Source organism: Natronorubrum sulfidifaciens JCM 14089, from assembly GCF_000337735.1.
Lineage (GTDB): Archaea > Halobacteriota > Halobacteria > Halobacteriales > Natrialbaceae > Natronorubrum > Natronorubrum sulfidifaciens.
Genome location: NZ_AOHX01000002.1, coordinates 64,665 through 77,451 on the forward strand (window position 1 = coordinate 64,665; position 12,787 = coordinate 77,451).

9 protein-coding genes are annotated in these 12,787 nt (G+C 59.8%); 5 read left to right on the forward strand and 4 right to left on the reverse strand.

Annotated elements, in window-relative coordinates; translation table 11 throughout:
• Positions 1-233: 233 nt before the first annotated feature.
• Positions 234-944 (forward strand): helix-turn-helix domain-containing protein, encoded by a 711-nt coding sequence (locus tag C495_RS00530; protein WP_008158957.1) that lies wholly within the window; start codon positions 234-236, stop codon positions 942-944.
• 487 nt (positions 945-1,431) lie between these two features.
• On the opposite strand, the gene C495_RS00535 is transcribed toward C495_RS00530, so the two are convergent.
• Both C495_RS00535 and C495_RS00540 read right to left on the reverse strand, forming a co-directional pair.
• Complete coding sequence (locus C495_RS00535) at positions 1,432-1,620, reverse strand: DUF5786 family protein (protein WP_008158958.1); 189 nt, start codon at positions 1,618-1,620, stop codon at positions 1,432-1,434.
• Positions 1,621-1,728: 108 nt separating this feature from the next.
• Positions 1,729-3,789, reverse strand: coding sequence for a cation:proton antiporter (locus tag C495_RS00540; protein WP_008158960.1), 2,061 nt, complete (start codon positions 3,787-3,789; stop codon positions 1,729-1,731).
• 894 nt (positions 3,790-4,683) lie between these two features.
• Here C495_RS00540 and glmS point away from each other — a divergent pair.
• The 3 genes from glmS to C495_RS00555 all read left to right on the forward strand — a co-directional run bounded on the left by glmS (position 4,684) and on the right by C495_RS00555 (position 8,578).
• Positions 4,684-6,498: a glutamine--fructose-6-phosphate transaminase (isomerizing) gene (glmS, locus tag C495_RS00545; protein WP_008158962.1), complete on the forward strand. Its 1,815-nt coding sequence runs from the start codon at positions 4,684-4,686 to the stop codon at positions 6,496-6,498.
• Positions 6,499-7,168: 670 nt separating this feature from the next.
• Entirely contained in the window at positions 7,169-7,378 is a 210-nt protein-coding gene (locus tag C495_RS18285) for a DUF7563 family protein (RefSeq protein ID WP_006090878.1), read from the forward strand.
• Between the two features lie 927 nt (positions 7,379-8,305).
• Positions 8,306-8,578 (forward strand): ATP-binding protein, encoded by a 273-nt coding sequence (locus C495_RS00555; RefSeq protein WP_008158967.1) that lies wholly within the window; start codon positions 8,306-8,308, stop codon positions 8,576-8,578.
• Between the two features lie 104 nt (positions 8,579-8,682).
• On the opposite strand, the gene C495_RS00560 is transcribed toward C495_RS00555, so the two are convergent.
• Complete coding sequence (locus C495_RS00560; RefSeq protein ID WP_008158969.1) at positions 8,683-9,693, reverse strand: lipid II:glycine glycyltransferase FemX; 1,011 nt, start codon at positions 9,691-9,693, stop codon at positions 8,683-8,685.
• A gap of 2 nt (positions 9,694-9,695) precedes the next feature.
• On the reverse strand, positions 9,696-11,321 hold the full coding sequence (locus C495_RS00565; protein ID WP_008158971.1) for an alkaline phosphatase family protein: 1,626 nt from the start codon (positions 11,319-11,321) through the stop codon (positions 9,696-9,698).
• A 319-nt stretch (positions 11,322-11,640) separates the two neighbouring features.
• On the opposite strand from C495_RS00565, the gene C495_RS00570 reads away from it, so the two are divergent.
• Positions 11,641-12,756 carry a DegT/DnrJ/EryC1/StrS family aminotransferase gene (locus C495_RS00570; protein WP_008158973.1) on the forward strand — a complete coding sequence of 372 codons (1,116 nt, stop codon included), beginning with the start codon at positions 11,641-11,643 and terminating at the stop codon, positions 12,754-12,756.
• The last annotated feature ends 31 nt before the right edge of the window (positions 12,757-12,787 follow it).

The following is a 12,787-nucleotide window of genomic DNA, read 5'->3' on the forward strand; positions in this document are numbered from 1 at the left end:
CGTGTGCAACGGTGGTATTCGGTACTTACTAATCCACGCAACCGTGACAATAGCGGTAATACGCTGTTTCTTTTCGCTTGAAACAGTCAGCATAAACGACGGCTGAATACATATAGCGGTATGGCGCCCCTGTTATTTCTTGTATAGCGTCTACGACCATATGCCAGCGGTCGAATCAGACGCTCAATGAGCGAGGTTGCGGTAACAGGATATTACGACGGTCATCCACTCGGATGGCGGATCGATCTGTGAGCATCGAGAGCACCAACGCCAACCGAGAGCCACGCATTCGGTCGCAGGCCGATGGCGGGATCGTTACGCAGCTCCGACTCGATCACTCGTCGCTGTTCTTGCGTCCAACCCTGCGGCGTGCAGCCGACGTCACCGTCGAACCGGAGTACTGGACGACCCTCGAGACGGGACAAACGCTCGTCTTCTGTAGCGTCTACGGGAGCGCGTTCGACACCTTCGAGACGGCCCTCGAAATGGACCGGACCGTCACTGATCCGATCCTCGTCGACCGCTACCCTGACCGACGCGTTTATCGGGTGGCACTTACCGATCGGGCGGTGCCGTTCATTTCGGAGACGGCGGCTGCCGGTGGTCGACTCCTCGAACTCTCGAGTTCACGCGATGGCTGGCTCGTCCAGTTGCAGTTCCCGAGCCGGGACGATCTCGTCTCGTTCAACGACTACTGTCGCGAGCGCGGGATCTCGGTGACGGTCGATCATCTGCGACTGTCTGACGACGACGACGACGGCGTCGTTGCACTGACCGAAAAACAACAGGAACTCCTCGTCGTTGCCCACGAGGAGGGCTATTTCGACGTTCCGCGGGGCATCTCGCAGGACGAACTGGCAGACCGACTCGGTGTTTCGAAATCGGCTGTTTCACAGCGTCTTCGCCGCGCAATCGGCGAACTCTGTGCGTCGAAGCTGTGCTGATCGTCGTCCCAGTTGTCTTTCGAACGTGCGACTCGCTGTCGGGGAGTCGTGATATAGTAACAACTGAACCGATTGACACACGCATCGCACAGCGAACGGGCCACGTCGTTTCCCGCTCGCCAGTTCGCGGTTCTCGCTCACGTCGTTCGCTCACGGGTCGTTCCTCCCCGTTCGCGTTTCCGCGGGTCTCGCTCACGTCGNTCGCGGTTCTCGCTCACGTCGTTCGCTCACGGGTCGTTCCTCCCCGTTCGCGTTTCCGCGGGTCTCGCTCACGTCGTTCGCTTCGACCCGCGCACGCTCCGACCCGCGCACGCTCCGACCCGCGCTCCCGTCGTGCGATGCGGTGTGTAGTGACGTGCAGTGGCTACTATAGTTACTACATTGCGGTCCGTTGAGTAGCCGGTTCGAAAAGGCAGAATTACTTCGTTCCACTGAGTTGCCCCGGTACCGCAGTGGATGCCGACTCTCGTGGCTCGTCTCCGATTGCTTACGCGTCGTCTTCGTCGTCGTCTTTCATCGAGCCGAGCTGGGAGACGAGCTCGTCGGTTGAGGCGTTGGACTCGAAGGACAGCTGTCCGTTGTGGTCGTTTTCGTGGACGTTGACGGCCTCTACGTCGTCGTCATCGTCGGCCGTCTGTTGCTGTTGTTCGGATTCGTCGTAGCTACCAAAACCCATATGACCAACTTGGTCAGTGAGTAGTAAAGGTGTGCCGGTTCAGTTTGCCGCTGTGGGCTGTCTTCATGAGATACTGTCGCATCTCTCCGTGAGCAGGCGCTTGACCCGTCACTTGAGCCGCAAGTACTGGCGATCGTACTCGGGTTCTCCTTGACGTGGATGGATCGTGATGAACGACTCCGGCGGCATTTCGGCGAGTCGTTTCGGCAGTTCCTCGAGTTCAGTGTGCCAGCCGACGTCGCCCTGACGCGGCGAGATGCTGACGATGAGATCGTCGCTGTCGGTTTCGGCCTCGAGCATCGGCAGGAGCGCCCCCCAGTCGTCGATTTCGTCGAACTCCGCTGTGGCGTCTTCTTCGACCAGTTCAAACAGCTGTTCGAACTGGTGGGCCGATCCCTCGACGACGATAACGTGTAGCTCCGCTCCGAGCCCGGCAGCCAGTCGTTTGACTAGGTGAACGGCTTCGTAGAACCCTTCGTGATGGTCGGCACCGATTGGGACGACTACGAAGATCCGTCTGGTCGTGTTGATCGGATGACCAAGCCGAGAGATCAACACGGGCAGTGTCGTCCGTTTGAGGACCTGATCGATGATACTCCCGAAGATTCGATGGCTAAACGTCTCGGTCGCGTCCCAACCCATGATGATCTGGTCAGATTCGACTTCGACCGAGCCCTGGACGACGCCGGACGCGATGTTGTGGTTGACACGCGTCTCCGTTTCGACAGGGATCTCTGCGGCACTGCCAGCCGCAGCGAGTTCCTCGAGATCGTCGTTGACCGACGCGACCTGCGTTTCGGTCGACCGCTTGCTGTCGGGCTGGACGACCGTCATCACGTGAACCGGTTCGGACCCACCGTCCCCTTTGATGACGAACGCCAGTTCGAGCAGCCGTTGCTGGAGTTCAGCGTTGTGCGACAGCGGCAACAGGATGTTGGGATCTTTTGCGCTGTCCTCACCGTTACCGACCTCTCGCTCGAGGGCGAGATCCGTCGCCGCCCGCTCGGTTAGCCACGGACTTACGAGGGCGGTCACGAGCAACAGCAAGACGACGGCGTTGAGGACTTCCGCACCGAACAGCCCCTCCTCGAAGCCGATGAGTGTGATCGCCAGTGCGGCGGCTGCTTGTCCAACCGAGAGGCCGAAGATGACGTTGCGCTCGTTGGGTGTGTACCCCTGAATCTGGGCGACGAACCACGCGGCTCCACCTTTCGTCAGAACCATCACGACGACGATGAGAGCCGTGATCTGGAGCGTCTCGGGACCGTCGAGAATTACGCTCGGATCGACGAGCATCCCGACGTGCAACAGGAAAAACGGGATGAAAAACGCGTTTCCGACGAACTCGATACGGTTCATCAGCGTCCCACCCTGTGGGATCAGTTGATTCAGTGCCAACCCGGCGACGAACGCCCCGAGAATGGCTGCGAGTTCGAGGAGTTCGGCGAGGCTGGCGGCCGCGAAGATCGCGACCATCACGAACAGGAACTCGAAGTAGCTCTCCTCGCTGAAGTTCTGGAAGAACCACCGTGAAACCGGCGGTAGGACGAACCAGGCGCTACCGAACAGGACGACGATGGCGAGACCGACCTGTGCGAACAGCCAGACGGTGAGTTCGCCTTCGACGGCCCCGGTGACGATCGCGAGGACGACCAGCGCGAGCGTATCAGTAAAGAGAATCCCACCAAAAACCGCAGTGACAGCTCGGTTTTTCGTCACACCCAGTCGATTGACGATCGGGTACGCGAGCAACGTGTGCGAGGCGAACACCGACGAGAGCAACAGCGCAGCCCAGATATCGAGTCCGAGGATCGTATACGTGGCTGCGGTTCCGATGAGAAATGGGATGAAGAAACTCGACAGTCCGAACAGCGCCGCGTTCTCGGGTGCCTCCTTGAATCCTCGCATGTCGAGTTCGAGCCCCACAGTGAACAGCAGGTAGATCAACCCGACTTCGCCGAGGAGTTCGATCGCAGACGAGTGCTCGACGATCTCGAGCGCACCCGGGCCGATGACCGCGCCGAGGATGACGATGCCGACGATCCCCGGCTGACCGAACCGTTTGACCACGAGTGGACCAACGAGAAAGACTGCCATCGCGATCGTAAAGACTAGCACCGGCTGGTCGAGGGGGAGTCCAAGGCTGTCGACGACGAGTGGCACGATCATTGACAGAGGGAGTAGCGTCGCTTTCGAGATGAGCAACTCGCTCGAGCAGTTGACGGGGTCGACGACCGTTCGTCAGTCGACTCATCGAGTCGGCGACAGTACCGTGCTGACGCCGGGGGTGCTGTTGCGAGTTCCGGCAAACGATGCAGCATTCGGCTGATTTCGTCTCGTAACAGCGTAATCATCGCGGAAAATGCACGGGTGAGTAATAAAATATCTCATTTCGATCTGTGGATTCGGATACGTGTGTAATTATTTTTTGGCGAGTCGACACCGACAAACGGTCGATCTATCGCAGCAACTGAGACTGTCTGCGGTACCGATGCCCCGTCACAACTGTCATACGGGTTCAGGCTGTGGCGGAACTGACCGTCAGCAGCCCGTCGCAGGCGTCGTGACATCCAACCCAGTGTGTGTCTCCGCTCCCCGACAGGTCCGGGTCGCTGTTTGGCTGTCGATACTCCGATTTCGTCTGTCCATACTCGTCGCCGCCCTGTCTGTTTGGTTTACATACCACTTTTCTAATCGCATTCTGGTCGATTTTCACCAAAATAAACCGGACAAATCATACAAACACGGTGAAGAGTGGTTCGAGAACCGAACTGTACTGCTTCCATATCTGTTCTTCACTCGCTTCGAGACCGTCTGTTACCTGCTAACTACCCTCTCCAGTAGTCCGTCTATAGTAATGACTGCAGACGAGTAGGTCTGTGATATGTCCGCGCACCGTTTCCCATCTCGAACAGTCGCTACGGGTGACCAACTCCCCATGAGGCCATCATACCCCTCCCACACGACGTTCGATACTCACTTTGCGGTCGCTCGAGGTCACGCTCGAAACCTATCACATCGGTCCGGGACCGCGTTCCCGAACGCGATCACGGGGGGTCACTGATGTGTGGAATCATCGGCCGGGTCGGTGATGGGAACGCTTTAGAGCCGTTGCTGACTGGTCTCGAGAATCTCGAGTACCGTGGCTACGATTCGGCTGGCGTCGCCGTCCAAAACGGCTCCGGTATCGATGTCCAGAAGCGATCGGGCAAGGTCGACGAACTGAAAGCATCGATCGGCGACACGCCGCTCGAGGGCGAGGTCGGAATCGGCCACACGCGCTGGAGCACCCACGGGCCGCCGACCGACGCGAACGCCCATCCGCATACGGACGGGACGAAAGACGTTGCTGTCGTCCACAACGGCATCATCGAGAACTACGCCGAACTCAAAGCGTGGCTGGCCGACCACGGCCACGAGTTTACCAGCGACACCGATACCGAGGTCATCCCACATCTCATCCAGTTCTATCTTGATGATGGCATGGGTAACGAGGCGGCGTTTCGTCGTGCAATCGGAGACCTCGAGGGAAGCTACGCTGTGACGGCGATGCTGTCGGGCGAACACGTCCTCTACGCTGCTCGACAGGGCTCGCCGCTCGTTGTCGGTATGGAAGACGGCGAGTACTTCCTCGCGAGCGACGTGCCAGCGTTTCTCGAGTATACGGACAGCGTGGTCTATCTCGAGGACGGCGACGTCGTCATCGTCGACGACGACGGCGTCGAGTTCACTGATCTCGAGGGGAACCCGGTCGCCCGTGAATCCGAAACGATCGAGTGGGACCCCGAACAGGCTGGCAAGGGCGAGTACGATCACTTCATGCTGAAGGAGATCCACGAGCAGCCGACGTCGCTGACACAGGCACTCGAGGGGCGGATCGATCCCGAAAACGGGCGGATCGCGCTCTCGGATTTCGAACCGGGAACGTTCGCCGACGTCGAGAGTGTTCAACTCCTCGCCTGCGGAACGTCGTATCATGCGGCACTGTACGGCTCGCTCGCGTTGAATCAGGCGGGCATTCAATCAACGGCGCTGCTTGCAAACGAGTACAGCGTTTCGGCACCGCCGATCGACGACGAGACGCTGGTAATCGCAGTCACTCAGAGCGGTGAGACGGCAGATACGCTGAGCGCCCTTCGACAGGCCAACGCTGCGGGGGCGACGACGGTGACAGTCACGAACGTCGTCGGCTCGACGGCCGCTCGCGAGGCCGACGAGACGCTGTTTATTCGGGCCGGTCCCGAAATCGGGGTCGCCGCGACGAAGACGTTCTCTTCACAGGCCGTCATGCTGTTGTTACTCGGTCAGTGTATCGCCGCCGACCACCATGGTGAGCCGCCGGCCGACCTCGAGACGCTCCTGCCGGCGCTCGCTACGATGCCCGATGCGATCGACGGCTTGCTCGAGACCTCCGAGGCCGACGCGATCGCCGAGCAGTACGCACACAGTCAGTCGTACTTCTTCATCGGTCGCGGACTCGGCTTCTCGGTGGCACTCGAGGGTGCGTTGAAGTTCAAGGAGATCACCTACGAACACGCCGAAGGCTTCGCCTCGGGTGAGCTCAAACACGGGCCACTGGCTCTTGTGACGCCTGATACGCCCGTTTTTGCCGTCTTCACCGGCGAAGAAGACGAAAAGACGCTCAAAAACGCCGAGGAGGCACAGACTCGCGGCGCACCCGTGGTCGCCGTCTGTCCGGATGACCATCGAGCGGTCGACGTCGCGGACGAACACCTCTCGATTCCCGAGACAGCACCCGACCTCGCCGGACTGCTCGCCAACGTCCAGTTGCAGCTGGTTTCCTACCACGCCGCTGATCTCCTCGATCGACCGATCGACAAACCGCGAAACCTCGCGAAAAGCGTCACCGTCGAGTAGCCCCGTCACATTTTCGCGCTCGCTCGAGTCCCGTTGTAAGTCGTTGTCGAACTCGAGTCCGAGTCATCGATGCCGACGGACCCGGACCACCCCCGTAGACTCGGGTCCGAACGGGGTTGCCGGCATCGATTCGCACTCGAACGAACGGAATCGTCCCGGAGAGAACTACCCACCAGTGTTTTCTGAACCGGGTTCCGCGCCGACGCAGCGCGATCGTGCGATCGGGTGGGTACCGCCGGCCAGTGGCGACATCTTCCGGGCAGGTCTCTCCATCTGGCTAGCCACCATACCGGCATATAAAGGCCACACGTGAGAGTGATGGGGAGTTGATAGCCGTCGCGGGAAGCTGTGCGTCGAGTGTCTCGTCGCCGCGGCCACGGCGGTTGGCCACTGACTGTGTTCGATAGTTCCGTTCTCGAGTCGACTTCGACATCGCTCGTTGTCTGCTATGGCGGTGGTGACGATGTCGAGACAAACTGGCGGTAACTACCCCGTTAAAACGAGATATTACGTGGTATAAATACCGTATTACTGCCGTGTAAACCTGTAACACTGCTGTTTTCAGAACATTCTTCTCTCAGTGATTTTCACGGGTTGAACTGGACTGGAATCGTGTTTATCTTGATTATGCTGTCTATAGTAAATACCGTTCTGTGGCTACGGGTTGATGATGTCGACGGAACCAACTGATACGAAGTGGACACCGATGACGTCCGGCCAGCAAACGACTGCCCCTCGCTGTGTCAACTGTGGGAATCAGGTCACTCGGCAGTTCGCTCGTGTCTTTGGGGACAATCGTGACGTCGTCCACGCCTGTCCCGACTGCGCTACGTACCGAGAGATGAAAACGTCCGACTTTATCCCGAAAGAGCAGCGGTAGCTAACTCTCGCGTGCGTGTGTCCGGTTGTGGACGCTGTGTTCGATCACTCGACGCGTTCTCTCACGACATGACGACGAGCCCGTTTCCATGTTCTTTGCTCGAGTGCATTGGTGCAGTCCTTTCGACAATCGCGTAGACGCGATCACCGGTTGCGACCACTGGTTGGCTCACTCATCACGACGGGATCAGCAGCCTCGAGTCAGCAGCGCCGATCTGAGCGTGTCACTCATTGTGCGACCCGGGACGGTGTTACACTCTCCGAGTGTCGTCCACCCGGACGAATATAGTAGCCACTGAAAGCCACTGCACACCAGATCGCATGACGGCTATGCGATCTATGTGTAAATCGTTTCAGTTGTTACTATAGCTGCTGTTGTCGGCTCGGGCTGTCCCTCCCTCGCCGACGTGATCGCCACTCCTTGCCTCCTGTGTGACTCGTGCCGTCCGCGGATATTCATACGGGCTCGAGTCAGTGCCGGCGCACTCGTGACCCTGCTGTGGATGCATCGGTACACCTGTCCGTCTCACTGATGGTATCCGACAGTAGACGAACGGTCGTAACAGCTGAAACGATTCTATACCGATCCTATGGGGTGTTTCGGACGACGATAACTGACTTTCAGTGGCTACGATACTCTCGTTTCTATCCGTTCACCACTGCGAGTGCCATCCCGTCGCCGAGCACTCCTCCGGTTGCACCCACCGTTCCCCCTCGTTAGATCCTCCCTATATTTCTGAACTGTCTGTATCGTATATACGGTACACTCGCGTCGGACCTATCTGATCATGCATTCAGTATCGTTTCGTCGTCGACGGGCCGAGTTGACCGACAGTGTGGCCGGAGATCGAACGCCGACTGCATCAGTTGCTCGAGCGAAATCACAGCGTGGCGTGCGAACTGAGACCGCTTGCCTGCGGAGCAAACGATGAGTGCCACCGAACCGGAGTCCGAGGTCGACGGCGAGGCCACTGACTCGGATTCGGAACCGTCGTTGACCGAACTTCCACCGAGTTCGAAACTCGTCTACAAGGTTCTCGAGTACGAGGGGTCGATGACCCAAGAGGAGATCGCCACGGAATCCCGACTCTGTCCGCGGACCGTCCGGTACGGGCTTGGCAAACTCGAGAACGAAGATCTCGTCACCAGCCGCATCTCGCTCGAGGACGCTCGACAGTCGAAGTACCGAATCGCCGACTGATACGGATTGCTGTCCCTGTGTCCCGCCGATCGCCAGCACGGGTCGGCGATCGGGGATCAGTGACGACAGGAAACCGGATGAGCGTATCCGCGTTTCGGTTTTGATCAGCGGTGTTTCCGGTACTGATCGACCACCAGATCGAGGCCGAACGCACCCGACGTGATCTCGTAGTGGAGCTCGAGACGGGGGTTGAACTTCGCTTTGTACCGGTTGATGCTTGGCACGCCGGCACCGACGAGGTCGTATCGCTCGAGGCCGTCTCGGAGGCCGTCGCGCATGACGTGCCAGTCGAGGAGGTCGTTGATCGGCAGATCGATCTCGGTGTCCGGCTTGACGCCACCTTGCCATCGATAGCGGGTCGTCTTGGATTCGACGACCAAGATCCCGCCGACGACCTCGCCGTCGACACGACAGACGTAGGGTCGGAGCGACCCGTCGGGCAACACGGTGTGAACGGACCGTGCGAACGCCGGGTTCAGATGGAACGCCTGTCCCTGGTTTTCATACCGTCTCGCGACCTGATCGACGATCCGCTCGACGTCGTCGGTGTCGCCTTCCTCGATGACGTAGGCGTCGTCGTCTGCGTTCCGGATGTTGTTCCGGGCGTCGCTGCTGAACCGTTTCAACAGCGTCTCCTCATCGTCCTCGAGATCGACGACGTACGTGTAGCCGGGTTCGACGGTGTAGCCGTTCCACGTGAACGGTCGGATGTCGTCGAACTCGGCGGCGACGAACTTCGAGTACACCGGCGAAATTTCGTCCTCGATCCACTCGATACTGCCCTCGAGGAACTGCTTCGTTCGCCGGTCGGCCTTTCGCTGCTTGAGTTTGCCGACGTTCAACAGTGATGGGCCGAGGTAACACGACCACGAGAACGGGGCTGGCGAGAACGCACCCGTAATAGGACCTTTGCTGTACTCGAAGACGGGGAAGAGACCGACGGCTTCCTGGCCTTTGAATCCGGCCAGTAGGTGCAGCGTCGATCCGGTATCAGCAGCCTGTAATCGCAGCGCCTCGGCTCGGTAGAACGGATTGGTGCCGTCCGATCGCTCGACGTAGCGGTTCCACTCGTCGGCGTCGGTCCACGGATCGAGTGTAGTTACCTCGATGCCCATCGTTAGAGATACCCCAGATCCGAGAGTCGGTCTTCGACGGCCGTCTCATCGGTCGCACGGATCGGATCGGGTTCGTAGGCGGGGTACGATGCCTCCGTCTCGCCGTCGATAACGGGGAGCGTCGTCCCATCCATCTCGGTGTCGACAGGGATATCGAACAGCGTACAGATTGTCGGTGCGACGTCGAATATCGTCGCGCCCTGAATCGTGGCCGACTCGTCGAACTCGGTGCCCGTGGCCGCGACGACGCCGGTCTGCTTGTGATTCCACGACTCCATCGGCTCGCCGAACTGGTCGACCCCGACGTCGGCGACGATCGCGTTGTTGAACGCTGTGGGAACCGTCAGGATATCGGGACCGTTGTCGATGTGCGGCCCGGAGAAGTACGCCTCCCGTGGTTCGACCGCCTCGAACATGGGTTCACCGTCCGGTGTTCGGACAGCGGAGAGTTGGTCGATGAGCTCCGCCCGGATCGACTCGTACTCCGATTCCGGCACTTGTCCGTTCGGCTCCCGTCCCTCGAGGTTGATTCGGATGCCCAACTCGCTTTTGGATCGGACGTACGCCTCCGACTCCGGGAAGTCGACCTGTTCGCTCGCGGCCCGGATCATGTCGTTGGGGATGCGGCTGCCGATCGGCTCTTTCAGGTTGACCGTCTCGAGGGCGCTTGCGACTCGCTGTGTCGTGAGCCCGACCGTTGCGGCCACGTTCATCAACTGCTCGAGGGCGCTGCCGTCGTGTTGGCCGGCGTCTTCGCCCTCGAGAAGGTCGTTTTCCCACGCTTTCGACCAGGTCGGCATCCCTTCGCCGCCGCTTTTGGCCTCGAGGAACCCCTGTTCGCGGAAGAACTCGTTGACCCGAAACTCCGTTCCGGTCACTTTCCCCATTCCGTGGTCGCTGACGACCAAGATGTTGTCCGGATCGGTCGCCTCGATCGTGTCCGCGAGTTGTCGGTCGACAACACGGTAGACGGCTTCGATCGCCTCTTTGTCCCCCGGTCGCTCGTGGAACACGGTGTCAGTCTGTTGGAACTGGAGGAAGCCGAAACCGGGATCGACCCGCCGACACAGGTATCGGAACGCCTTCCCGCGGCGGTCGATCGTCTGCTCGTAGCCGTCGATCGACTGGTCCGGCGCGTCGGTGCTCTGTGGGTAGACGTGATAGTCGCCACAGGCCATTTTGACGTCCTCGAGAACCCCTTCGGGGTGGCAGGTCGGTTCTTCCGGCGCGGTCATCCCCGGGATCAGTGCGCCATCGAACGCCGTGGGTGGATGGGTGACGGGAACGTTGACGACGACACTCGAGATGCCGTGTTCGCTCAACAGTTCCCAGACTGGCCGCTCCCGTACGTGTGTCGAGTTGACGACGTCCCAGTCGTAGCCGTCGAACGAGAGGAAATCGAAGACGCCGTGTTTCCCCGGATTCTTCCCCGTGTACATCGACGGCCACGCGCTTGCCGTCCACGGCGGAATCTGTGACTCGAGGGCGCCGCTGGTCCCGGTCTCGAACAGTCGCTGGAGTGTTGGAATCTCGTCCGCCTCGAACAGTGGCTCGAGGATCGAACGGCAGCCAGCATCGAGCCCAACAACGAGGAGGCGAAGGTCAGTTTCGTCGGCCGAATCTCTCATAGTCGTCTTCCACAGCGTACCGTGATTTTGTTATCCGACTGTTTTCACCTGTAGGCTCAGACTGCGTTCATGACATCGAATCGTGTGAGTAACGGGATCTGGTCTGTAAGCGATCCCTGATCATGCTCGTCTCGCTAGTATCATCCCAATCACTATAGACCACGTTCGTCGTATATGATGGCTGTGTTGACACGCGGACGCGCTCCGACGAGGCCAACACGCGTCACACACCGACCGAACACGAACACCGTCGCCACGGGAGACGCGTCTCGAGGCTCGTTCGGCCCGCGACCGACTGTCGTCCGATACTCCGATACAGATGATCAGCGAACATCCGATACTGTCCGTCCGCTCGCTATCCGAGCCACAGCCCGCCGGTCTTAAATCGTTTCTCGAGCGTTCGTCGACCGATTGCTCGTTCTATGGCTCCGGGAAGGCGGCGCTGTATGACGGTCTTGCCGGGCTCGTCGATGCCGGAGACAACGTTCTCGTTCCCGCATACCTTCCGGACGCAGTCGTCGAACCGCTGACCGAGCTTGGTCTCGAGACCCGCTACTATCGACTGCAGGAGGATCTCGCGCCCGATCTCGCTGACGTCGAACGGCGGCTCGATGACGAGACGGTCGCAGTCATGTCCGTCAACTACTTCGGCTTTCCCCAGCCCGGACTCGAGGAGTTCATTTCGCTCATCGATGAGTACGATTGTTACCACATCGACGACAACGCTCATTCCCCGATCAGTGTCGACAATGGTGTGTTGTTGGGGACTCGCGGTGATCTCGGTGTGACGAGCCTCTGGAAGCTGTTGCCGATCCCCGACGGTGCGGTCCTCTACTGCAACGACGACACCGTTGCCGAGCAGGTCGTTCCGTCGTCGTTTGCCGGTGTCCAGTCGCAGTTCGGAGGCGACGACTGTCGGTTTCTCCTCAAATCCGTGGTCGCCAGTCTGCTCGAGACGAACGAGACGATCCATCGGTCAGTCGATGCGTTCGTCGCCAGTCGTGGGCCGTCTCGGTCGGTTCCGGGTCCCGTGGCTCGATACGAGGCCGGAAAAAAACCGATGTCGAAACTGTCGGCCCACGTCGTCGAGCACGCGGACCCGCGGACGATCCGTGACGCCCGTCGCGAAAACTACCTCGCGTGGCACCGGATCTTCGACACTCGCCAAGACGCCGAGACTCTCTACGAGTCGTTACCTGAGGGGATCTGTCCGCAGGTCTTCCCGATTCGAGCCGCCACCCCACACCGACTCCTCGAGGACCTCGAACGCTGTGGTGTCGATGGCGCACACACGTGGCCACGCCTCTCGAGTACCGTTCTCGAGAGTTCGACGTACGACGTTTCGACGACGCTGTCTCGAGAGGTCCTCGTCTTGCCCGTCCATCAGCACGTCGAGTCGGCGACGATCGAGGCTGTCGGCGACCGATTGCCGTAGCGCGTTCGTCTCGAGGGGCGATTCGCGTGTC

Excerpts from the sequence above, each read along its gene's own strand:
- C495_RS00530 (WP_008158957.1), top strand. The coding sequence starts at position 234 with ATGGCGGATCGATCTGTGAGCATCGAGAGCACCAACGCCAACCGAGAG.
- C495_RS00535 (WP_008158958.1), bottom strand. The coding sequence starts at position 1,620 with ATGGGTTTTGGTAGCTACGACGAATCCGAACAACAGCAACAGACGGCC.
- C495_RS00540 (WP_008158960.1), bottom strand. The coding sequence starts at position 3,789 with ATGATCGTGCCACTCGTCGTCGACAGCCTTGGACTCCCCCTCGACCAG.
- glmS (WP_008158962.1), top strand. The coding sequence starts at position 4,684 with ATGTGTGGAATCATCGGCCGGGTCGGTGATGGGAACGCTTTAGAGCCG.
- C495_RS18285 (WP_006090878.1), top strand. The coding sequence starts at position 7,169 with ATGTCGACGGAACCAACTGATACGAAGTGGACACCGATGACGTCCGGC.
- C495_RS00555 (WP_008158967.1), top strand. The coding sequence starts at position 8,306 with ATGAGTGCCACCGAACCGGAGTCCGAGGTCGACGGCGAGGCCACTGAC.
- C495_RS00560 (WP_008158969.1), bottom strand. The coding sequence starts at position 9,693 with ATGGGCATCGAGGTAACTACACTCGATCCGTGGACCGACGCCGACGAG.
- C495_RS00565 (WP_008158971.1), bottom strand. The coding sequence starts at position 11,321 with ATGAGAGATTCGGCCGACGAAACTGACCTTCGCCTCCTCGTTGTTGGG.
- C495_RS00570 (WP_008158973.1), top strand. The coding sequence starts at position 11,641 with ATGATCAGCGAACATCCGATACTGTCCGTCCGCTCGCTATCCGAGCCA.